This is a genomic window from Natribaculum luteum (assembly GCF_023008545.1).
Classification (GTDB): Archaea; Halobacteriota; Halobacteria; order Halobacteriales; family Natrialbaceae; genus Natribaculum; species Natribaculum luteum.
This window is the reverse complement of the sequence record NZ_CP095397.1, coordinates 576,221-598,864: the sequence shown is the minus strand read 5'-3', so window position 1 is coordinate 598,864 and position 22,644 is coordinate 576,221. Positions and strand designations below refer to the sequence as shown.

The 22,644-nt window shown below is 60.0% G+C and carries 19 protein-coding genes; 8 read left to right on the top strand and 11 right to left on the bottom strand.

What is annotated here, in order from left to right; genetic code table 11:
• Nucleotides 1-23: 23 nt before the first annotated feature.
• Complete coding sequence (locus MU558_RS03055) at nucleotides 24-191, bottom strand: hypothetical protein (protein ID WP_246971863.1); 168 nt, start codon at nucleotides 189-191, stop codon at nucleotides 24-26.
• 1,067 nt (nucleotides 192-1,258) lie between these two features.
• Nucleotides 1,259-2,983, bottom strand: coding sequence for a hypothetical protein (locus MU558_RS03050; RefSeq protein ID WP_246971862.1), 1,725 nt, complete (start codon nucleotides 2,981-2,983; stop codon nucleotides 1,259-1,261).
• Nucleotides 2,984-3,331: 348 nt separating this feature from the next.
• Between MU558_RS03050 and MU558_RS03045 the strand changes: the two genes are divergently transcribed.
• Entirely contained in the window at nucleotides 3,332-6,094 is a 2,763-nt protein-coding gene (locus tag MU558_RS03045; protein WP_246971861.1) for an outer membrane protein assembly factor BamB family protein, read from the top strand.
• Between the two features lie 39 nt (nucleotides 6,095-6,133).
• Here the strand turns inward: MU558_RS03045 and MU558_RS03040 are convergent, their stop codons facing one another.
• The 4 genes from MU558_RS03040 to MU558_RS03030 all read right to left on the bottom strand — a co-directional run bounded on the left by MU558_RS03040 (nucleotide 6,134) and on the right by MU558_RS03030 (nucleotide 8,597).
• The gene (locus MU558_RS03040; protein ID WP_246971860.1) at nucleotides 6,134-7,249 is read right to left on the bottom strand and encodes a phospholipase D family protein; all 1,116 of its coding nucleotides are present in this window, start codon (nucleotides 7,247-7,249) and stop codon (nucleotides 6,134-6,136) included.
• A 42-nt stretch (nucleotides 7,250-7,291) separates the two neighbouring features.
• Complete coding sequence (locus MU558_RS23505; protein ID WP_377071379.1) at nucleotides 7,292-7,564, bottom strand: DUF8112 family protein; 273 nt, start codon at nucleotides 7,562-7,564, stop codon at nucleotides 7,292-7,294.
• On the bottom strand, nucleotides 7,561-7,986 hold the full coding sequence (locus MU558_RS03035) for an SWIM zinc finger family protein (RefSeq protein ID WP_246971857.1): 426 nt from the start codon (nucleotides 7,984-7,986) through the stop codon (nucleotides 7,561-7,563). The genes MU558_RS23505 and MU558_RS03035 overlap by 4 nt, the downstream gene beginning before the upstream one ends.
• A gap of 344 nt (nucleotides 7,987-8,330) precedes the next feature.
• Complete coding sequence (locus tag MU558_RS03030) at nucleotides 8,331-8,597, bottom strand: winged helix-turn-helix domain-containing protein (protein ID WP_246971854.1); 267 nt, start codon at nucleotides 8,595-8,597, stop codon at nucleotides 8,331-8,333.
• 109 nt (nucleotides 8,598-8,706) lie between these two features.
• Here MU558_RS03030 and MU558_RS03025 point away from each other — a divergent pair, with 109 nt between their 5' ends.
• A complete protein-coding gene (locus MU558_RS03025) occupies nucleotides 8,707-9,198 on the top strand; it encodes an FxLYD domain-containing protein (RefSeq protein ID WP_246971851.1) in 492 nt (163 codons plus the stop codon).
• A gap of 30 nt (nucleotides 9,199-9,228) precedes the next feature.
• Here the strand turns inward: MU558_RS03025 and MU558_RS03020 are convergent, their stop codons facing one another.
• Nucleotides 9,229-10,218 (bottom strand): DUF7983 family protein, encoded by a 990-nt coding sequence (locus MU558_RS03020; RefSeq protein ID WP_246971848.1) that lies wholly within the window; start codon nucleotides 10,216-10,218, stop codon nucleotides 9,229-9,231.
• Nucleotides 10,219-10,281: 63 nt separating this feature from the next.
• Nucleotides 10,282-10,656 (bottom strand): DUF7964 domain-containing protein, encoded by a 375-nt coding sequence (locus MU558_RS03015; protein WP_486641996.1) that lies wholly within the window; start codon nucleotides 10,654-10,656, stop codon nucleotides 10,282-10,284.
• Between the two features lie 275 nt (nucleotides 10,657-10,931).
• On the opposite strand from MU558_RS03015, the gene MU558_RS03010 reads away from it, so the two are divergent.
• Complete coding sequence (locus MU558_RS03010; RefSeq protein WP_246971846.1) at nucleotides 10,932-11,843, top strand: HFX_2341 family transcriptional regulator; 912 nt, start codon at nucleotides 10,932-10,934, stop codon at nucleotides 11,841-11,843.
• A 134-nt stretch (nucleotides 11,844-11,977) separates the two neighbouring features.
• Here MU558_RS03010 and MU558_RS03005 read toward each other — a convergent pair whose 3' ends face one another.
• Nucleotides 11,978-14,626, bottom strand: coding sequence for an efflux RND transporter permease subunit (locus tag MU558_RS03005; protein ID WP_246971845.1), 2,649 nt, complete (start codon nucleotides 14,624-14,626; stop codon nucleotides 11,978-11,980).
• A gap of 190 nt (nucleotides 14,627-14,816) precedes the next feature.
• Between MU558_RS03005 and MU558_RS03000 the strand changes: the two genes are divergently transcribed.
• The 3 genes from MU558_RS03000 to MU558_RS02990 all read left to right on the top strand — a co-directional run bounded on the left by MU558_RS03000 (nucleotide 14,817) and on the right by MU558_RS02990 (nucleotide 19,150).
• A complete protein-coding gene (locus MU558_RS03000) occupies nucleotides 14,817-15,470 on the top strand; it encodes a DUF8102 family protein (protein WP_246971844.1) in 654 nt (217 codons plus the stop codon).
• A gap of 131 nt (nucleotides 15,471-15,601) precedes the next feature.
• A complete protein-coding gene (locus tag MU558_RS02995) occupies nucleotides 15,602-18,391 on the top strand; it encodes a valine--tRNA ligase (protein ID WP_246971843.1) in 2,790 nt (929 codons plus the stop codon).
• Nucleotides 18,392-18,796: 405 nt separating this feature from the next.
• Nucleotides 18,797-19,150, top strand: coding sequence for a DUF7344 domain-containing protein (locus MU558_RS02990; RefSeq protein WP_246971842.1), 354 nt, complete (start codon nucleotides 18,797-18,799; stop codon nucleotides 19,148-19,150).
• Between the two features lie 127 nt (nucleotides 19,151-19,277).
• On the opposite strand, the gene MU558_RS02985 is transcribed toward MU558_RS02990, so the two are convergent.
• Entirely contained in the window at nucleotides 19,278-19,976 is a 699-nt protein-coding gene (locus MU558_RS02985; RefSeq protein ID WP_246971841.1) for a DUF1405 domain-containing protein, read from the bottom strand.
• A gap of 90 nt (nucleotides 19,977-20,066) precedes the next feature.
• On the opposite strand from MU558_RS02985, the gene MU558_RS02980 reads away from it, so the two are divergent.
• Together MU558_RS02980 and pdxS are read left to right on the top strand one after the other, a co-directional pair.
• Complete coding sequence (locus MU558_RS02980; RefSeq protein ID WP_246971839.1) at nucleotides 20,067-20,825, top strand: acetoacetate decarboxylase family protein; 759 nt, start codon at nucleotides 20,067-20,069, stop codon at nucleotides 20,823-20,825.
• A 206-nt stretch (nucleotides 20,826-21,031) separates the two neighbouring features.
• A complete protein-coding gene (gene pdxS / locus MU558_RS02975) occupies nucleotides 21,032-21,940 on the top strand; it encodes a pyridoxal 5'-phosphate synthase lyase subunit PdxS (RefSeq protein WP_246971837.1) in 909 nt (302 codons plus the stop codon).
• 76 nt (nucleotides 21,941-22,016) lie between these two features.
• Here the strand turns inward: pdxS and MU558_RS02970 are convergent, their stop codons facing one another.
• Nucleotides 22,017-22,616, bottom strand: coding sequence for an HAD family hydrolase (locus MU558_RS02970; RefSeq protein WP_246971834.1), 600 nt, complete (start codon nucleotides 22,614-22,616; stop codon nucleotides 22,017-22,019).
• Nucleotides 22,617-22,644 lie beyond the last annotated feature (28 nt).

The window sequence follows — 22,644 nt, the reverse complement described above, 5'->3', positions numbered from 1 at the left end:
GGTACACAAAACTTCTATGTCGTCTATTGAAGTTGTGCGACTAACCAACTGATTGCGACCAGCAGACCACCGCCGAGAAGGGCCAGTGCAACAGCACCGGTCGCACCAACTGCCGAGAGAACATCCAAGAAGGGGCCGCCGGGGTCATAGCGGATTGCCCACCGGTAGACAACACTGACGACGCCAACCATGATAGCCACGCCAGCAGTCCCTACAAATAGTTCTTTCTACGGTAGACTGGTCATAGTATGTCATGGTCGCCGTCCTTACAGACGAAGTTAGGGTAGGTGTCCGTGTCCCCCTTGACTTCGCTACCACAGATAGGACAGATAATGTTAGTTTTGTGGGACGTTCCGACCATCAGCGTGTTGCTCGTCCCATTGTAGACCGCCGAATCAGGGAAAGAGTTGAAATGCGCGATAGTTATAAAATTTATCCCAGCGTGGTCATGTTCACTGCGACAAAACAGGGGTGGCGACCACCGGAATCTCGCCCTCTCTCGGCCACCAGTTCACTACTCTCGGGTTTGAGACACGACGCCGACGCATGACTCGCGCCGACAGGGACGACGCTCACGACCGACACGGGGCCAGTAGAGCGGCACGAACGCGCTCGATTCACCCTCGAAAATGCAACATCGAGAGAGCCGGAGAGGGCTTCAGAGAAAATCACCACCCCTCTCGAACCCCTGCCCCTGCCCCCGACTGTCCCGGCCCGACCGACCCCCACCGGGGCCAGTCCCCCCGGCCTCTCGTACCCCCACCAATCCACCCGGCCCGTCAGGGGTATCCTCACCACACCCCTGCCTCTCTGTGCGCTCTGCTGGTGCCTGTCTCTGCTGTGCGAGTGTGTAGGCAAGTGGACGAGTCGGGCTGGCCCCACCAGAGACAGGCCCACACGTTCGTAGAGTGGTGGTACGACCCACTCACGCCGTCTAAAACACTGTTAGAAGTATTTAAACCCGGTTTTCTCCTGTTTCGGGGGTCATTCCGAAATGGGGAATAACCGCAGAGAGAATCAAACTCTCACAGAAGATTCGAGGTTTGATTCATCCCCTGACTTGGAATGACACGGGATACTTCGCTCACCAGCGTCGAAGGGACTCCGACACCTCAATCCGAGAGTCGCTACCGTCGAATAACTCTTGGTAATCCTAACACCCACTTCTATTAACAGGGTCGAACGCACCCTCTAATAACAACTATGAGTAGGGCTGTTCGGACGCGATAATATATTCTGATACGGTTATCACTGTGGGTTATTCTGCGTCGTTCCACACATACGCCGCCGCGTCGGGAAGGTCGTCGTACTTGGTCACGAATCCGTTCTCTGCGAGCGCTTCGGCCTTCTTCCGGGCGCTTCGCTCGTTAACTTTCGTCCCATTTTCGATTTCACTCACTTGACCACCTTCGCCACCCCTTTCCTGAAGATACTCGGCTACCTCTCGGGCGTCTTCGCTGAACAGAACGAGGTGTGCCGCTTCGCTCGGCACCCATTCGGGAAGCGCCGCCGTGTTCACGTAGACCGTCGTAGGTTTGGTATCTCGTCCGAACCGAAGCACGTCCTGAAGCGTCTGCCGCCTCATATGTCGGTGAATCTTGTTGCCGAACTCGCCGTAACTCTTCGCTGTCCCCCGCTTACCGTTCGATGTGACGACTTCTCCGGCATACGCACCCCATTTCTTGATGTAGGGGTCGCCGTAGTGTCGAGAGCCGGAGACGAACCCGAGGTGCTTGTCCGCGAAGCCTTGGTAACTCAAGACGTTGCTGAAGTTCCGAGAGGTGCCAACGTGGTTGAACAACTCACCGTCGTTGTACTCCGGATACACGTTGTCAATCGCTTTCTTGCTGGTGATTAGACCGGGCTTCTCGCCTTCTTTCCGGTGTATCCAATGCGCGATTTGGGTGTCTTTCGGAGCCGTAATACGCCCCTCTGCGTCGTTCTGGTATGGCTTTAGGTCGTCATTTGTCCGAATGATGGTCTGGTTCAGCACGTCCGAGACGTACTTTCGCTTCTCACGGTCTTCGAGAACGTCTCGGTGCGTAAGGTCAAGGCCGGTCGCTATTCGCCACATCGCGGGCGTCGGAGTCCCGTCTAAACCGAGGAAGCCGTCGCCAATATCGAAGTTCGGTGGATTGAGAAGGTACATCGTATCTTCGTCTCGGTCGCGCACGCAGATGGCGTTCGAGTTGATACCCGAGGCGTCGATACCATGCAAGTCAGCCCAATCCGAGACAGGTAGCCGTTCCCACTCATTCCCTAACTCATGCCCGGCCAGTAGCGCGAATGTCAGGGTTGGGGCGAGTGCATGGTACTCTTCGTTCGGAGATTTGAGAACGTTGCTGGTGTCCTGATAGAGGCCGTGTTCTCGGAACCAATCGAGGGCGTCGGCATACCTGTCGCTGTCGGGCTTTGCGTTCAGTACGTCCTGATAACTGTCGTAGCGTAGGGTGACGTGCTGAAGGAAGCAGTCAACGACCTGTTCCGGGTTCTCGAACTCGGTTTCAAACTCACCCACCGAGAACTCGTCTTTCACCACGAATCGTCCCTTCAAGTACTCGTCTCGGTAGGCATGGCTCGGGTCGCCAATTAGAACGTCTGGTACCGACGGGTCGAAGTCAAGCAGGTCAAGATACCCACAGTCCCCGCCGCACCGTATGTCGTCAAGTCGCTCATGGATTTCCCGACCACCAACGCCGTTCTCATATGATTTCACTGCCCGACCGTCGTAATGGTCTTGGTCGCTCCTATCGAAGGCAGGGCAGTGCTTGTACGGAGTGGGAATCCGCTTGTAAGTGAGTCCAAACGTGTCGCACAACTCTTCAGCGTCCCGCTTCAGATAGTCTCGGGACGCGAGGTAGAGCAACGGCGTCTCGTTCTTGCTGGCGATTTTCAGGGCCGAATAGGATTTCCCTGCGACCGGCAGGGCTTCGAGTAGCACGTTCTCGTGTCCATTGTAGATTCCTCTGATTGCTCGTTCCACGCGGCGTCGAACGCCGTCCAAGGTGGGTGGCCGATACGGTGGATTCTTACTGATAGCGTTCCTACTTTGCATTGTCGTAGCCTCTTCCACGACAGGGGAAGGACGACCTTGGCCGGACGACCCTTCCCTCTTTCTCGCAACCGAACGAATAGCGGTGCGTGTCGTGTGGTTGGTTCACCTACTTTCTCGGAACACAAAAACGGTCGCACAGGCGTACCTCAAGGCTTCACACGAGCGTATAGAGTTCTCTGATAGGGCTATTGGAATCACACATACACCCTATTTGAGGTTGACTTGCTAATCAGTCATAAATATCATATCGCTCCGTCCGAAGTTAGTTATATACCAATGCCAGAGGGTTTCTCTCGAAGGTCTATTTTGGGGTTATTCGCCTCTGGAGTATCGCTTGCTGATATTTCGCCAGCACAACGAAGCAATGAACTGTCCGGCCCTTCGCTTGCGTCGGACTGGCCCGAATTTAGAGGGAACAAACAGAATACAGGGGTCAAATCGTCGGACGTAGGGCCTTCGGATTTCCCTCTTGAGTTGGCATGGTCGTTTGACGGTGGTAGTAAGATAGATAACCCAAATGAATACGAAGAAGGGTATACATATCACCGGGTTATCACTCCGTCACCATCAGTCGTTGGCGGGACTGTTTATGCACCCGTGTATCAAGGGGGTGTATTTGCGTTAGACGCAACAACCGGAAGAGAAATTTGGGAATATGATATGGAGTCGTATGGAAGATTATTCTCTTCGTCCGTAGTATGGAGAGACTCACTCTACGTTGGTTCAACAAATCAATATGCGGCAACAATAAAAATCCAATCTTCTTCCGGCACCGTGAGTTGGACTGAAGGCGATAATCCCGATAATAGCAAAGAGAGTTCGCCAAAGTATATACAATCAGATGGTTCTGGGTTTGTGATTATCGGCGGTAGTGATGAGGATGGAACTGGCTATCATGCCTACGATTCAGAGACCGGCGAAAAATCCTTTTCAATAGTACCTTCTGCTTCTTCAGGACTTTTCAGTGCTACTTCCACTCCCGCCCATGATTCTGAATACTTGTATGCCCCTATTGACGAAGGCATTGGGAAATTTGAAATAAATGAGGGTGGGGCCAGAACGGTCTGGGAAAATAGGGAAGTAGACCGTATCATTTCCTCGCCAGCAATAAAGAATGGTTCAATATATTTCGGGGATGATAGTGGAAATATCGTTAGTGTTGATTCAGATTCCGGGAATATAGAGTGGATGAAAAATCCCGAACAGTACAATTCTTGGATAGTATCTTCACCTGCTGTAGATTCAGATTCGCTATATATTGGAGTTAGCGGTGATGAAAGTGGCACTCTCTATGCTCTCGATACAGAGCAAGGTGGGGTTCAGTGGGAAAAACAAGGACTGCGAGAGTTGATTTCGTCCCCTATCGTATACGATAATACTGTATTTATAGGCTCTAAAAACGGGAATGTCTATGCATTGAATAAGCAGAATGGGGGAACACGCTGGCAATATGACGTTGGTACGCCAATTTCATCTTCGCCAGTCATTGCTGGTGAATATTTGTTTGTTACTGACAATAAAGGGGTCGTCCACGCCTTTGGGCCTAAAGGGTCAAGAGCCTACACGTTGATACAACGGGCTAAACAAGCACGAGGATACTTTGGAGTAAAACGTTCTGTCTCAAACTTTCTTGGTCGAGATGACCTACTTCGTAGAGCCGAACAGGCGTACAATCAGGCCAAGTACGAAGAATCTGAACGACTTGCCAGAAAGTCTATAAACAAAATAGAAACTGCGGATGATATAATCACGGGTACCGTTGTCAGCAGTACAGGGATTGCCTCAATAGTTGGTAGTAAAAAAGGATTTGATAGGTACAAGTGGCATAAGGTCAAACAGGAATATCGGGATTTAATTTCGAGGTCTGAAGACATATTCAATTCGTATCCGGGAGAGACTGAATCACTATCTAATGGAATCAGAACAGTAGACCCGAGTAACTATGATTCTATTGAGCAGGCTGAAGAGGAAATTAATAGTGTGACCAATAGTTTAGAGAGCATATCAAAGATAAATGATAAATATAGAGAAATTGAAAATAGGTTAGAATCTGTGGGTAATGGTGAGTATGAGAACCCACTCAAGAACACAATTGAGGACGTTCAACAGAGTGACTTCTTGCAGATAGGTAGTTATGAATCGGAAATAAAGAAGTCAAAAAAGATAGTAGATGGCATCGAGAAAAAAGAGAAATTACTGGACGATATTGAGGATGATTCCGGAATTGTCTCTAAAAGTCATTTTTATACCGCTATAGAAAGGACAGACCCGTATACGAAGCCTGATTCCGCTATCGAACATACAAATAAAATTCGAGAACTACGTAGTTGCTCTATCGAGTTGAATAAAATCCAACAATGGAACAGGAGAGTCCCAACCGAAGCGACAAAGAATAAGATAATCCAAGAATTAGAATCTACGCCTGATTCAATCGCTATTGGTGAGATTAGGCAAGAAGTTGAAAAACATCAGCGTCTCCGTGACCGAGTCAAGAATATCCGGGATTTCCTACGAAGCGTTGACATAAGTCAAACTGATATTGTGGAGAGCGAGGCTCAAGAGAAAATACAATCCGCAATCACCGAAGGCGACCCCGAAATAATAAGAGAGTTGAACAATCGAATAGAGCGTATTTCTAACACGGTCTGGGAACCTAATGATTTGTTTGAGTATTCACCCTACCAGTTTGAAAGACTCGTGGCTCAATTGTGGGAGAACTACGGGTATTCGACTCAAGTATCTTCCAAGAGTGGAGACGAGGGTGTTGATGTATATGCTAAAAATGGCGATGAAATCGTAGCAATTCAGGTTAAGCAGTATACACCCGGCAAGAGTAAAGTCACCCCATCGACTGTTAGGGAAATGGCAAGTCCTTTAGCAAAAGGGAATGCCACTCATTCAGTTATTGTGACCAGTAGCACGTTCACAAAGAATGCTGTCCAAGAAGCACAGTCATATGGAGAGAGAATGAAGTTGATTGGCCAACAGGGGTTATTAGAAATGCTTACTGATTCCTATATCCAACCGCCGAGAGACTAAATGTGGGTTTTAGTTGGATTTTGTCAGTTCTAATTGGGTTTAAAATGATTCTTGAAGCACCTTATTTCGATACTTTTTATCAACTGCCACCCGGTGAACAAGTGGCTCATGCGAGTCCTGATATGGCGACCCACTCGCACGCTCTAACTCGCTGTAGACCGCGCTAATCCACGCTCGACGGAATGACTGTGACACCATTCGTTCCGGCTCTTCGGTGAACTCGACCCAATGGGGGGTATCGTCGGTGGCTTCGCCAGAAAGGGCATTGAACGCCATGTGTTCGTCGGCAGTCTCAATTAGTTCGTCTACGTTCTCGGTGTCGGCACCGACGATGAACCCGGTCGTCGGTTCGCCTGAAAAGAACGCACCGAAGACGTAGCGATTGTTGATGGACACTGCGATTCGGTCGCTTTGGGCGATGGACGTGACCAGCCGTGCGTCGTCTTCAGCAAGGCCAGTCGCGGCTATCAGGTCGTTCAGCAGGTCGAAGAAGTCAGTCGCCCATTCTCGGCTCGGGGCTTGTTGAACGCGTTGTACCAGCGTCTCGTGTGCCTCTTCGTTGGCGTCAACGTCTTCAGTGGTAGGTTCGGTATCGTCTACGAAGGTCGCGCTCACTCGTGGGGCGTCAGAGGAAAGCGAGGTACCAGACCCGGCATGAGTCGTTGGTGTCGAGGGCGACGATTCCACGAACTCGTCCAATTCCTCGCTATCGACGGGGCCACTTTCAGACCAGAGTCGGGTGAACCACCTGTTCAGTTCATCTACCTTCGCGCCGTCGGTGAACCGAACCCCCATCTCTGTCCGACCGACCACGCCCTTCTCCGTGAGGTTGGCCGAGCCGACGACAGCCGAATCATCGGATAGGACGGCCTTCGCGTGAACATCGGGGAAGTGGTGAATCCGCTCGCGGTTCGTCGCTATCAACTCGTGTATCACGTCCCTCGTACTGCCACCGAACGTTCCAATCCACGCTTCCACGTCCGTCACAATCCGCCACTCGTCAGCAGGGTCAAGGACGGTTTTCAGATAACTTGGGCTGATGTACGGACAGACAACCCGAACGCTTTCGGCGTCGGCTGTTTCTCGTATCGCTCTGTCGAATGACGATTCAGCACGGGCATAACCACCCTCGGAATGGTAGATAAGGCGAGACATTAGCATAAGAGAGGCCCATCTGGTTGAAAATTCCTACGCTGGTCAGGGCCGACTCCGGCACACGGTATTGACGCCGACGAGCCGACCACGCCAGTACACGGCTTCGACAATCACCTCGTCGGCACCGTCAGTCGGCAGTCCGATAGTTCTGCTTCCGCAATCGCACATCACCCGCCGGACGACCCACCCATCGGAGTCGTAGTAGGTCGCGTAGACTACGGCTTTGTCGCCCGTTCTGATACCCCTATTACACCGGTCACAGATGTTACCCACCTGTACGCCGTTCAGCGCCGCCGCCGGGGACGGTCGGGTCATTCGTCCTCACCCGGCAGGTCGCGCCGACCGTCGTTGTAGCACCCGAAGCACGGGAATGAGTGGTCGTCACACCAGCACCCGCCTTCGTCGTCGTCCTCGGTAGTGAACTCCGCGAGGGTGACACCACCGTCAGCACGGACGGGCTGTTCCCGGCTGGCCGCTTCGAGAACCGGCTCTCGAATCGCTACCGCAACCATGTGCTTGCACGCACCGGGCTGGTATTCCCACGCAGGACATTCACAGTCCGATGGGATTCCGCCCTCGACGTGGACGGTGTAGGTGTGGTCGTCGGCGTCCGCGTGGGAGTCGTTGACCATTTCTACGTCGCCGTCACCGTGGACGGTGAACTCGAAGGCTTCCCATTGCGCTCGTTTCTCTACCTGTTCGTTAGCGTCAAGAGTCTCGATAACGGATTTGGACATGGCTTTCTGGCACCTTCAGAAGGCCACTGCCTGCCTGCTCTAACAGGCGGGCTTTTGTCGAAATAGCCCCGGAGAGGCAGTGTACCTACTATATCCTACGTTCCATAATCTTATTATTCTTGGGCATTAATAAGTAGTTCAAGATTACTTTGGGGAATTAGAACACGCTCACACAGCCGCACAGAGCCGCAGAACGGCTGTTAGAAACGACGGTCCAATCTACTCGGTCGCGCTTCGACCGCACTCACGCACAACTCACGCCGTCTCTCGGCTTGCTGGTGGCACGGCCACCATCGAAAGGCGGGGCAGAACGCTTCTCGTTCCGGTTTAGGGAACGACCGGCGTTACTCTTCGTCGGGTTCGAGTTCGTTAAGATTCAGTTCGCCAGTGAGGTACGCTTCTCCCTCGTCGGTGAGAACGAACACCGCGTTACCGTAGTCCTCGATTAGCCCGTGGTCTACCAGCACCTTGCACCGCTTGGATAGATACGACCGCGAGAAATGGATATTCTCGTGGTTCGCCATTTTTGTCGGCGTCCCGCTCTTGTTCTCCCGTAGATATTCCAAGATACGCTCGTCCGCAAGGGTCGTCCATTCCGCCGAAAGGCGCATTGCCGGAATATAGCGTCGTTAGGCGATAGCACCCACGAATCGTGATATAGGTCACGTAGCGTGACTATGAGAACGATATAAGTAGTTGCCGCTTAATTGCCATATTGCAATGGAACTGAATCGGAGACGATACCTCGTAACGCTCGGAACGACCGCCAGCGCTCTCGCCCTCGCGGGCTGTTCAGAAAGTGACTCGGGAGACTCCGGTGGCGGAGACGCGAACGACAACAGCGGCGACAGCAGTAACGGTAACTCGGACAACAGTGGCGGCGACAGTAACAGTGGAAACAGCAACGACGAGAACAGCGGAGACGGTGGTGGCAACGACCAGCCCGACGTGGAAATCCTGAACCACGAGTTCTACGAGGAAGAGTTCTCGTCGGGCGTCCGTGGCACCGCCGTCAACAATACCGACAGTGAAATCGGCTACGTCGAGGCGACCGCGACGTTTCTCGACTCGGAAGGTACGCAGATAGGTGAAGGACTCGACAACGTGAGCGACCTTGCTGGTGGGCGTGAGTGGGAGTTCGACTGTATGTTCACCGGGCAGGACGCAAGCCGTATCGACACCTACGAGGTAGAGGTTTCGACCGGGTTCTGACGCCCCCTTTTCGACATTTGAACCGACGCGTTACTGCCCACCAGCAGACGTGTGGAACGACCGACCGCTTCGGAACTCGGTCAGTTCGTCAATCCGGTCTTCGAGTTCTTCGATTTCCTCACGGAGTGCGTCGGCTTCCTCGCCTTCGGTGGCCGCGAGTTGGTCTTTGAGTCCCTGTAGGCGCGTCTCCTTCTCGTCTTCGTCCACGTCGGCCTTCCGGACGTACTCGGACTCTTGCACGTCGTACACGTCGCTCTCGGACAGTTCCGTGACTTCAAGCGCTTCGTCTACCATACTCGAATCCACCGTGGTCAGTCGTTCTCGTTCGATACCTACGGCCTCAAAGGCGTTCAACACCAGTTCATCGTCTTTGAGCGACCGGTTCCGGCGCGAGGTTCGCTGTACCGACCCGAACTGACCGCTCACCGGCTGGTCGTGGTGTAGTCTGTCGAGAAGGACAGCCCGCACGTCTTGGCGTAGGTCGTTGGCATTGCGCTGTACGTCCGACAGCAGAGTGTAGAGGTTCACCAGAGCGGGCGTCTCTACGTCTTCGAGTGTGGTCACGTCGTGGCGTTCGAGGGCGTCAATCAGCAACAGAGCGTCCGCATACACGTCCACATCCGGCTCTTCCCGCTCTTCGTCGCCGTCGTCGGTGGCTTCGGTCGCGTCCACCAGCGGCGAGCCTGTCGGCGTCTCGCTCTCGGTCAGCGTTCCCTCTCGGTCGTCTACCTCGAAACGCGGATGTAAGGACAGCACTGTCGCATAGGGTTCGGCGTCCGGTGGGAGTCGGTCTAACTCGAACTCGCCATGTGCGTCTTGGATACGGCGGTGAAGCGTCTCGAACTGGTCGCGTTGTAGAGGTATCGTCTCGTCGTCGTCCCGGTACTGAATCAAGATACGAGGTTCCTGTACGTCGGTCACGCGGAAGGCTTTGCGCGAGAGTGGTGTGACGAGTGTCGCGTCCGATGGGAGTTCTTCGACGTTCTCAATGAGATTCTGCCACGTAGAGCCGAAGGTCATAGGCGTGGATAGGACATAGCAGGCGTAAAATCATGCGGGTCGGTGGGAGAAAATCGCCGAGTGCTACCCGTTGGCACCGTCTCCGATTCCGAGGTGTTCCTCTGTCACCCCGTAGAACTTTTCGACCAACTCGCGGACAGCACCTTCCTCTTCGAGTTCGTAGTCCCTGTGTTCAATGAGAGCGTCAATCGCCGCGCGATATGGTTCGTCCCCGGATTCATTGGCGACGACTGTCCACCCCTCACCGTCGCCCTCGTAAGCAAGAACGGCGACCGACACGGGAAGGAACAACAACAGGTCGTAGATACGCCTTCGACCATCGTCGTCGGTGTCCATGCTCTCGGGTGTCGCAGGGAACGCGAACCGTATCGCTTCGCTCTCGGTGAACGCCGCTAACTCCGACTCGAAGAGTGGGCGGTCGGGAAGACCATCGAGCATAAGAGTAGATGGACACTCGCGGTTTTCACGATAACGATAGCGAAGACCAGTTATTCACACGCTGTCGGAAATCAGCGATAGCCGTTTCCACCGAAAAATCCACGCTGAATACGCAACTCCCGCTATTCATCCCAACATCAGGAAAGAACTGAAGGAGCCACAGCCCCTACGTTTTCACGAAAGCCCACGAGGGCGCGGCGGCAAACATCGGTGATGTGCATAACAACGGTATCGAAACTGGTGCTTTATATAAACGCCAGCCCGTTGTCCCGCGTATGCAGACCCACATCGTCCCGGTCGGGTTCGACTACGACCGGCTGATCGCCCCCCTCGTGCGCGATCAGATCGACGTCGACCGCGTCGTCCTCCTCGAGGGGGCGGTCGGCAGCGAGGCCAACGTCGAGTACTCCCGTCACCTCTCGCGAAAGCTCGAGACGGACTTTCGGAACCTGCTGGGGGCGGCGACCGAACGGTTCGTCCTCGAGGACGTCTACGACTACGACGGGGCGTTCGAGCAGGCCTACGACCTGATCAACGCCGAACTCGACCGGGGAAACGAAGTCTGGGTGAACGTCGCCGCGATGCCCCGGACCGTCAGTTTCGCCTTTGCGAACGCCGCCCACTCGCTGATGGTCGAGCGCCAGGAGGACCGCGAGCAGATCCACACCTACTACACCGCCCCCGAGAAGTACCTCGAGACGGAGCTCGCCGAGGAACTGCGCGATGGGGCGGCGCTACTCGAGGACCTGCTCGAGGAGGGGGCAGTCGCCGACGACCGGATCGAGGACCGACTCGAGAGCGCCCGCGGGTTGCTCGCGGAGTTCGACGAGCGCGGGACCACGATCGGCGCGAAGGAGATCGACGGCGACCACATCGTCGAACTGCCCGTCGCCTCCTTCTCGAACGTCAAGCCCTTCGAGGAACTCATCCTGTACAAACTCGGCGAGGACGGCGAGTTCGACTCCGTCTCGGAACTCGCCGAGGCGCTCGCACGCGAACTCAACGAGGAGTACACCGACAGCTTCCGCTCGAAGGTCATCTACAACGTCGACCGACTCGGACCGGGCGGGAAGGGGTACATCGAGCGCGAAGAACACGGGAAATCGTACCGGACCCGACTCTCGAGGATCGGCGAGTTGTGGGTGCGGGCACACTCCGACGCGGACTCGGACCGACGCGAGGAGTGATACTGCCGGACAACACGGTTCAGCCATCGATCGCACTCGAGACGCTGTCCTGACGACAGCCGTCGAGACGCGATCGAGTAGTCACTGACTGTTGTCCAGTAGTATGACGAGTCGCCTCGGCCGCGACGCGAGGCCTACCGGCGCTCGAGGAAGCGTTCGCGCAGCGCGAAGACGCTCGGCAGGACCGTCACGCAGGCGACGAAGGCGTAGACGATGCTCAGTCCCGTCACGATACCGAACCGCTGGAGCGGCGGCGCGAGCGCGAGCGCGAGGACGCCGAAGCCGGCCGCCGTGGTCGCCGCGCTGCCGAGCAAGGCACCGCCCGTCCCGGTGACCGCCGCCTCGAGGGCGTCGCCGATCTCCTCGCGACGGGCGCGTTCGTCGACGATACGCTCGCCGAGGTGGATGCTGTAGTCGACGCCGAGGCCGATCGCGAGGCTCGTGATGACGGCCGTCTCGCTGTTGAACGGAACGTCGAAGGCGGCCATCGTGCCGAGCAGCCAGGCGAGCGCGACCACCACCGGGGCGAGCGTCACGACGCCCAGGCCGGGGGCGCGGTGACGCCACCAGTACAGCGCCACGAGGAACGTGAGGATGACGACGAGCGTCACGGCGAACGCCTGGACGAGCGTCTCGAGCAACGCATCCTGGACTACGGCGGTGACGACGGGGCCGCCGGTGGCGACCGCCGTCACGGGCGCGTTCGTTTCGATCGTCGACGCGACGTCCCGGACGTCCCCGGCGATCGTCTGTGCTGGGGCGTCGCCCTGCACGCCGACCGTCAGCCGGGCGGACTCGTAGGTGCCGTCGTCGGTCCGGTACAGCACCGACGAGGCTCGATCGGGAGCGACGTCGAACAGGATGTCGTAGACTGCCGCGACGTCCTCGTCGGGCAAGCCGTCGCCGTCGGCGTCTCGCTGGTCGATCGCCGCCGCGACCGAGGGTTCGTCGTCGGCGACCTCGCGGAGGACGGACGCCGGACTCTCGATCGCCGCCGTCCCGTCCGGACGGGGGACGATCGTCCCGTCGCGGTCGAAATCGCGCGTGACGTCGTCTACGGCCTCGAGCGTCGCCGGATCGGTCACGTCCTCGCGTAACAGGATCTGGGCTTCGGACCCCTCGCCTCGCTGGCGGAAGTTCTCGCCGAGGTAGGCGACGTTCTCCCGGACGTCGTAGTCGCCGGGTGCGAGCGGGCCGGGCAGTGACTTCGCCCACGCCGGCGCGTCCTCGGGCAGGAAGTCGGCCTGGTTGAACTCCGTGTCGATGCCGGTCGCGCCGTAGGCTCCCGCCGACGCGAGCAAGAGCGCGACGACCACGACAACGACCGGCGCTCGCGTGGCCAGCGAGACGACCGTCGAGAGGGCGCGGTTGATCGGACCCGCGCTGACCCCGACCGCCGGTTTGCGCCGCTCGCGTCCGAACCGGTCGAAGAGGCGTTCGACCTCGAGTTTGACCGCCGGTACGAGCGCGCCGAAGACGAGAAACGTCGCGAAGATGCCGCCGGCGCTCAACACGGCGAAGTCGCGGACGGCAGCGAGCGGGCTGACGTAGTTCGAGAGGAAACCGACCCCCGTCGAGAACGTGGCGGCCGCAAGCGCGAGGACGACGCCCGCGACGCCCAGCCGCATGGCCGTCGTCGGATCACGCCGGTCGACGGAGCCGTCGTCGGCCTCGAGCGTTCCCTCTCGGGCCTCCCGGTAGCGCATCACGACGTGCAGCGAGTAGTCGATGCTCAACCCGATCAACAGGAACGGCACCGCGATCAGGAGTTGACTCGAGGGGATCTCGAGCCAGCCCTGGATGCCGGCGAGCCACGCCATCACGACGCCGATGCCGAAGACGCCGAGCAGGACGTCGACGAGGTCGCGGTAGGCAAAGCCGAGGACGACCAGCACGAGCACGAGCGCGACGGGCGTGATGATCGCGAAGCTATCGCCGACGGCTCGTGTGGACGCGTCGTCGGTAATCCCCTGCCCGAAGACGAACGCGTCGTCGAATCGCTCCTCGACCAGCGAGGCGATCGCGACCTGGGCGTCGTACGCGTCTTGCGGGTCTTCGTCGGGGCCGCCGTCGTTTACCTGAAAGACGAACGTGATCCGGGCGTCGGCGGTCGTCGCCCCCTGTTCGTAGTCAGACGGCAGGAACTCGTAGGGATCGCCGCCGGGCGTCTCCGCGTCGGGGTCGAGAACCCGCTCGAGGAGGGTCTCGACCTCGGCGTCCGACCGCGACTCGAGGGCCTCGATCTGATCCTCGAGCGTCGGCGACGCGAACTGGTCGGTCGTCTGCGGAGGCGCGGTGCTGCCGTTCTCGTCGCCACGGTCGGACGTGTCGCTGGCGTTTGTGGGCCCGGTCGTCGTGTCGTTACCGGGCGGGCCGGTCCGTCCGGCGAACCGGTCTTCGTGGACCGCCGCCGTCGCGACGACGTTCTCGAGGCCGACGAATCCTTCCTCGCGAAGCGTCGCGTTCAGCGTCTCGTTCTCGCGGACCTCGCGCTGGAGTCGCAGGCTCTCGAGCAGCGACTCGCGGGTGAGGACGTCGCCGCCTTCCTCGCGAACGACGAGCTGGGCGACGACCGCGTCGTCGGTGCCGTATGTCGCCTCGATCTCCTCTAGGGCGTCGCGCTCTGCGGAGTCGGTCTCGAACTGGCCGATCTCTCCGTCCTCGCTCTCGCCCACGACGGCACCGGCGGCGACGAGCGCCGTCAGCACGAGTGCGAGGACGATCACGAGACGGCTCCGCGAGACGAGAACGTCGGCGTACCGGTCGACGGGACCGCCAGCCATCGGTCAGGGCCCCTCCGGACTGGCGCGTCCAGTCTCCCCGGCGATGGGCGAGCGAACGGTCCCGCGGCGGTGCTCCGACGCCTTCGACGAGCGGCGAACGACCCCGTGGCGTGTCATCGACGTGTCGGTCGAACCCGTTCGCTGATATAGCTTCGCATAGAACCCAGTGTCGTATAATCCAAATCCGATTATGAACGTCGATGCCAACCGCGACCGGGGAATCCTCTCTCGAGCGGACCGGACGTACCTGCTCGGCGAGGCGGAGATGAGCCACGAACAGTCGAAGCGAAACGCCGAGGCACGGATCCGACGGCGAGTCGTCGACGGCATCCTCGACTTCGACCTCCTCGTCCACTACCTCGAGCGCACGGACCGCAAGCAGGTGTTCGAGCGGGCGACGACCGACGAGGCGTTCGTCGACGGCCTCACCGCGATGCTCGCGTTCGCGTACATCGGACTGCGCGAGCAGGGCGTCGACTTCGAGCAGGTGCTCGTCCCCGCCGTCGAGAGCGCAGAGGAGGTGTACGCCGTCGATCAGTCGTCGACGAAGGTTTCGGTCGACGTCACCTTCGAGGTCGAGACGACCGTCGAGTCGACGCTCGAGGGGATCCAGTCCCGGCTGGCCGACGGCGAGCCCGTGACGCCGCGAGAGCTGTTCTCGCTGGTCGTCGAGCACGGCCGCGACGTCGCGGTCCACGACCGGATCAGGCTTCGACTCGCCGACGAGACTGGCCGCGACCACGTCGAGCGCCTGGCGGCGTACCTCGAGGCGGACGTTCGCTACGCGAACGACTCGCTGGCAGTGTTACACTGGGAGGGAGACGACGAGACGCGAAACACCTAACACGCCTGCCCGGAGTATCAGTACGTATGACGTCCGTCGTGGCTGCAGGCGACCGTCTCGACGGCCCACACGACGCCGTTTTCGTAGGGGCCTTCTAGCCCCGCATCACCCACCCCGTTTCGACGGATGTATTGTGTCCGACCAGTATTCATCGAGCAACGACCGGTATCACCAATGTACGAGCGACGTTCGCGACCGACGTGTACGCGGAATCGACCACGCCCGTCCGGGGCGGTGAAAGCATGAGCATGGACGCCGAAGAGCAGGCTGACGAGCCGGCTGCCAGCCTCGAGGGCGGCTACGACCCCGAGGCCGTCGAATCGAAGTGGCAGCGCCGGTGGGTCGACGAGGAGACCTACGCCTACGAGGGCAACGCCGAGACAGACCCGAACACCGTCTACGCCATCGACACGCCGCCGCCGACGGTCTCGGGGAGTCTGCACATGGGCCACCTCTACGGCCACACGTTGCAGGACTTCGCGGCGCGCTTCCAGCGGATGGCCGACGGCGACGTGTTGTTCCCCTTCGGCTACGACGACAACGGGATCGCCTCCGAGCGGCTGACTGAAAAGGAACTGGACATTCGCCACCAGGAGTACGAGCGCCGCGAGTTCCAGAACCTCTGTCGGGAGGTCTGCCAGGACTACGAGGCCGAGTTCACCGAGAAGATGCAGTCGATCGGCTGCTCGATCGACTGGAACAACACCTACAAGACGATCGAGCCCCGCGTCCAGCGGATCTCCCAGCTCTCCTTTCTCGACCTCTACGAGCAGGGCCGCGAGTACCGGAAGAAAGCGCCAGCGATCTGGTGTCCCGAGTGTGAGACGGCGATCTCGCAGGTCGAGATGGAGGACATGGAGAAGGGGTCGCACTTCAACGACATCGCGTTCGAGATAGTGGGGGAAGACGCCCCGCGCGAGGAGTTCGTCATCTCCACGACGCGTCCGGAACTTCTGCCGGCCTGCGTCTCGGTGTTCGTCCACCCGGACGACGAGGACAACGAGGATCTCGTCGGCGAGACCGCCCGCATCCCGATCTTCGGCCACGAGGTGCCGATCATCGAGGACGAGCGCGTCGACATGGAGAAAGGAAGCGGGGTCGTCATGTGCTGTACGTTCGGCGACCAGAACGACATCGAGTGGTACCAGGCCCACGACCTCCCGCTGCGCGTGGCCATCGACGAGTCCGCGACGATGACCGACCTCGCCGGCGACTACGAAGGGATGTCGACCGAGGAGGCCCGCGAGGCCATCGTCGAGGACCTAGAGGCGGAGGGCTACCTGCGTGATCGCTGGGAGATTACCCACGCGGTGCAGGTCCACGAACGCTGTGACACGCCCGTCGAGTTCCGCGTCTCCAAACAGTGGTACGTCGAGATCCTGGACCACAAAGAGGAGTACCTCGAGGCCGGCCAGGAGATGGACTGGTACCCGGAGAAGATGTTCACCCGGTACAAACACTGGATCGAGGGCCTCGAGTGGGACTGGCTGATCTCCCGCCAGCGCGACTCGGGCATTCCGTTCCCCGTCTGGTACTGCGAGGAGTGTGACCACCCGATCGTGGCCGAGCGCGAGGACCTGCCGGTCGATCCCCTGAGCGACGACCCGCCGGTCGACGCCTGCCCGGAGTGTGGCCACGACGCGTTCGAGCCCGAAGACGACGTCTTCGACACCTGGGCGACCTCGTCGCTCACCCCCCTCATCAACGCCGGCTGGGACTGGGACGACGACGCGGAGGAGTTCACGATGGACCACCCCGAACTCTACCCGTTCGACCTCCGTCCCCAGGGCCACGACATCATCTCCTTCTGGCTGTTCCACACCATCGTCAAGTGTTACGAACACACCGGCGAGGTGCCGTTCGACGCGACGATGATCAACGGCCACGTCCTGGACGAGAACAGAGAGAAGATGTCCAAATCGCGGGGGAACGTGGTGGAACCCGCCGAGGTCATCGCGGAGTACCCCGTCGACGCCGTGCGCTTCTGGGCAGCGAGTGCCGCCGTCGGCGACGACTTCCCCTATCAGGAGCAGGACATCGTCGCCGGGGAGAAGCTGCTCCGGAAGCTCTGGAACGCCTCGAAACTGGTCGACACGATTGCGCCCGCCGATCCCGAGGAACCCGAGGAACTCGAGGCGATCGATCGCTGGCTGCTCGCGGAACTGGACGACGCGATCGACACCCTCACCGAGCACTTCGAGGCCTACGAGTTCGCCAAGGCTCGCAACCACCTCCGGACGTTCTTCTGGAACACGTTCTGTGACGACTACCTCGAGATCGCCAAGACCCGCGAGGACGATCCCTCGACCCAGTACACTCTGCGGATCGCCCACCGGACCTTCCTCCTGCTGTGGGCGCCCATCCTGCCCCACGCCACCGAGGAGATCTGGCAGGCGACGTACGCGGATGGCGAGCCGAGAGACGACACAGCCGAGTTCGACAGCGTCCACACCGAAGACTGGCCCGCAGTGCGAGGCTACGAGGCCGACCTCGAGGCCGGCGAGACCGGGATGGAGGTCATCTCCGCGCTGCGGCGGTACAAGAGCAAACGCCAGCTTCCGCTCAACGCGGAACTCGAGTCCGTCTCGGTGTACGGTTCCATCGACGGCTTCGAGGAAGCGATCCGGGACGTGATGCACGTCGACGACCTCGAGGTCCTCGACGAACAGCCGGAGATCACGACCGAGGTCGCCTCGATCGACCTCGACTACGCGACGCTCGGACCGAAGTTCGGCTCGAAAGTCGGCGAGATCGACGCCGCGATCGACGACGGTGAGTACGAGATCGACGACGACGCGGGCGTCCTGCGCGTCGCCGGCGAGGAACTCGAGGACGACCTGTTCGACGTCGAGGTCGAACGGACGTACTCTGGTGACGGCGAGATGCTCGAGACGGAGTCGGCGGTCGTCATCGTCGGGTAATACTACCGGACGACAGTCAGTGACTACTCGATCGCGTCTCGACGGCTGTCGTCAGCGACGACAGCGTCTCGAGTGCGATCGATGGCTGAACCGTGTTATCCGGCAGTATACGTCCACCTCGCTCCTCCCGGCACGTCAGGGCCGACTCGACGGACGCACCCGGTCGGGATCACGTTCGAACACTCGAGGAGTCAATCGGACCACAAACGGACAGGATAGCAGAGGGAAATAGACCATTTACCCATATAGTCAGGCGATCCTGGGGAATTAACAAAATGTTTATGGTTTCGTCGGCCCAACCGTCGGTCGTGCTCTGCTGAAGTCGCCTCGAGATGACGAGTCGTGCGCTATCGGAGTCGGAACCTCCGGCAGCACAGTCGTCGCGTCAGCCGAGTATGGGACACAATGACAATTGATACCTCGAACGTGGAGCCAGCCAGTACCGATCCGTCCCTCCCGGCGAGTACCGTCTTCGAGCTGTTACTCGACCGACACAGACGGTACGTGCTGTATTACCTCTTCGAGACGGTCGGGGAGGTCTCACTCGAGGAACTCGCCGACCGGCTCGCGCGATGGGACGGAAAACCCACCGAGAGCAGGCGAGAGTGCGTCCGGATCGAACTTCATCACAACCACGTTCCCAGGCTGACGGACGCGCGGGTCGCCCGCTACCATCCGAGCAGGGACACCGTCGAACTGCTGCCGGCGGCGAGACAACTCGAGCCACACCTCGACCTCGTCGCCGATTCCGATCGGTGAACGCGAACGCGAGACGGTATACTGCCGGACGACGGTCACTGAACACTCGATCGCGTCTCACGGTCCGTCGCCAGCGGCGACGGCCGTTCGCGTGCGATCGATGTGTGAATCGTGTTGTCCAGTAGTATTAGGAGTCGTCCGGCAACGGACCCGCGATCGCCTCGAGCTTTTTGACGCGCGTCGAGAGTGCCAGGAAGAGCGCCAGCAGCGTGAAGGCCGTCTCGCCGGCCGCGACGACGCCGAGGGCGTCGGCCCCAAGGAACATCGGCGTGTCGCGGGCGACGGGGATGAGCGTGTGGTGTGGATCGCCGACGATCGGCACGGAGTAGTCGACGATCAGGCCAACCCCGTACCACGCGAGGGCGACGGCGACGGCGCCGACCGGGAAGTTCGTGATCCGGTGGAGGACGAACGCCTGGACGACCATCGCAAGGTGGCTCCAGAAGAGGAAGTGATACATTACCGGATGCAAGTACGCGTAGGCGTCGAAGAACGCGAGCAGGGTAAAGGGCGTCCACAGCCCCAATATCACGTTACCGAAGAAGGCGAGCGCGGTGAGCCACGGTCGCTCGTGACCGAGCTTCCAGCTCGCGATCGCGAGTGCGATCAACAGCGTGGCGACGGGACTGTCGGGGACGAACGGCCACATGACCGTCGTCGTCTCCGCGAACTGGTGGCGGTAGTACCAGAAGCCAAAGACCGTCCCGCCCAGGTTGACCGCGACGACGAGCCAGGCGTACCGGAGGCCGAGGTCCTCGATTTTCTTCGGAACTGGAGCCAGGTACGTCGGCAGTCGATCCCGGTCGGGCAGCCCAGTCGTCGTCATTCGTCCACGGCGACGAACGGCAGGTGCAAAACGATAGCGGTCTCTCGTCGTCCGCCGAAGTATATGCGTTCGGCATCCGTCGGTTCCCGTATGCGAAGCCGACGACGACTCTCGACTGGTCACGAGGTCACCCTCCCGCTCGAGCTCTCGTGTGCGATAGGTGGCGTCGTCCTCCCGGCCCGCCGGCGACGGCTGGCCCGCATCCTTCCGTCGGCGCTGTCACCGCTCGCGATCGCACCTGGCATCGGCTGTGTGATCCTCGTCGGAATCCAGTACCACTGCGTCGGCGGCCCAGAGCCTGACGCGGCCGACGCTGCGGAGGGAGCGACTGGTCTCGAGCCGTACGACGAGTTCGGCGTGATCGTCCCGGCCGTCGCCGGGGCTCGCGTCGACCTGCCGCTCGTCCAGCTCGCGGGCGACGTCGGCGGATACGTCCACTGGCTCCCGGTGACGACCGACGCGTCGGTCGCGCTCGGACGCGAGATCTGGGGGTACCCGAAAGAGCGCGCCGACGTGACCGTCACCGACGGGCCAGACGGCATCAGGACCGTCGTCGACACCGACGACGACCGAGTCCTCCGACTCGAGGCCCCGCGAGTCCGTGACCGCGAGCGCGAGTGGACGACACACAGCTACACGACGAAAGACGGCGACCTCCTCCGCACACGTGCCGACCTCAGCGGTCGAATCGGGCTTCGACCAGGGATCGGTGCGAGAGTCGAGTGGGGCGAGGCGGCAGGCGCCCTCCGAGAGTTGACGAGCGGCGCCTCGGCGCTCGCAAGCGTGTACGGTTCGCGGGTTCGGGCGCGGCTGTTCGACGGCAAATCACGCAGGAGTACCGACGACTGAACCGAGACCGGGGTGAGCCGAACGGTCCAGCGCGTCTCCCGAAACCACCACCTACCGACCGGGATAAACCCGTGACAACCTACAGGACATTTATCATTATAACCGTTTCGACACGACCGACAGTGAGACGAAGCGAGGCGCCGGCGACGACGGCAGAGAAGTGGGGAAAAGACACGCGTAAGTGTGATCGATTCTAACGACGTCGCATGGCCGAGAGCACGGATCTCGAGGAGCTTCGACGCGGAACTGATCTGGTAAAGCGCGGGTTCGCCCGAATGCAGAAAGGCGGCGTCATCATGGACGTCGTCAACCCCGAGCAGGCGCGCATCGCCGAAGACGCCGGCGCAGTCGCGGTGATGGCACTCGAGGCCGTCCCGGCCGACATCCGGAAACGGGGCGGCGTCGCCAGGATGGCCGATCCCGCGGACGTCGAGGAGATCATCGAGGAGGTCTCGATCCCCGTGATGGGCAAAGCACGGATCGGGCACACCAAAGAGGCCCAGATTCTCGAGGCCGTCGGCGTCGACATGGTCGACGAGTCGGAAGTGCTGACGCCCGCTGACGACGCCTACCACATCGACAAACGCGACTTCACCGCGCCGTTCGTCTGTGGCGCACGGAACCTCGGCGAGGCACTGCGCCGGATCGGCGAGGGTGCGGCGATGATCCGAACCAAGGGCGAAGCGGGCACTGGTGACGTCAACCAGGCCGTCCACCACCAGCGCACGATCAAAGGCGAGATCCGCAAACTCGAGGGGATGACCCACGAGGAACGCGAGGCCTACGCCCGCGAGATCGAAGCGCCCGCCGAACTCGTCCACGAGACCGCCGAGATGGGTCGGCTACCCGTCGTGAACTTCGCAGCCGGCGGCATCGCGACGCCCGCCGACGCCGCGCTCATGATGCACCACGAGTGCGACGGCATCTTCGTCGGCAGCGGCATCTTCGGCGCGGAGGACCCCGTAGCCATGGGTGAGGCGATCGTGAACGCGACGAACAACTGGGACGATCCCGAAGCGCTGGCCGAGATTTCGAAGAACATCGGCAAGGGGATGAAAGGCGACGCGAACGTCGACCTCCCCGAAGAGGAGAAGCTGCAGGGACGGGGCGTCTAAACGGCAGTTCGTCACCCCGCAGTGACGGCCGCTTCGAGGACCAGGAATCTGCCGCCGCAGCGAGAGGACGGACCGATCACCGCTCCCACCGTATCGTGTCGGGGAGGTCACCGAACCCCCCTCCGTCGTATCGGTGTGCGGCCCAGCCCGCTTTCTGTGCCCCACGGACGTCCGCATCGGCGTCGCCAACCATCGCGTGGGCGTCCGCCGGAAGCCGGCGCTCGGCGAGCCGATAGGGAGCGACGTTCGGCTTGTGCGCGCCCGCCTCGTAGGAACTGACGACGACGTCGACGTAGCGCTCGAGGTCGTGCGCCCGAAGCTTGTACCGTTGCCACTCCGGAACGCCGTTCGTGAGCACGCCGAGGTCGTAACTCGCCGCCAGCCGCTCGAGATCCGCCGCGGCACCCGCCGGCGGTTCGCAGGCCTCGGCTTCCCGCTCGCGGAGCGTCGCCGCCAGCGCGTCCGGATCAGACGCCCCCTCGACGCGATCGAACGCCCGTCGGACGGGGTCGGGTTCGCAGGCCGCGAACAGGTCGTAGAACGCCTCGTCGTAGGCCTCGAGCCACCCGTCGTCGACCGTGCCACACACCGTCTCGAACGTCTCGGCCAGCAGGTCGTGGTACTCGCGAGTGAGCCGAAGGAGCGTCCCGTCGAGATCGAAGAGTATCGCTCGCATACTCCTCGAGTTTCTACGGGCTGGACCG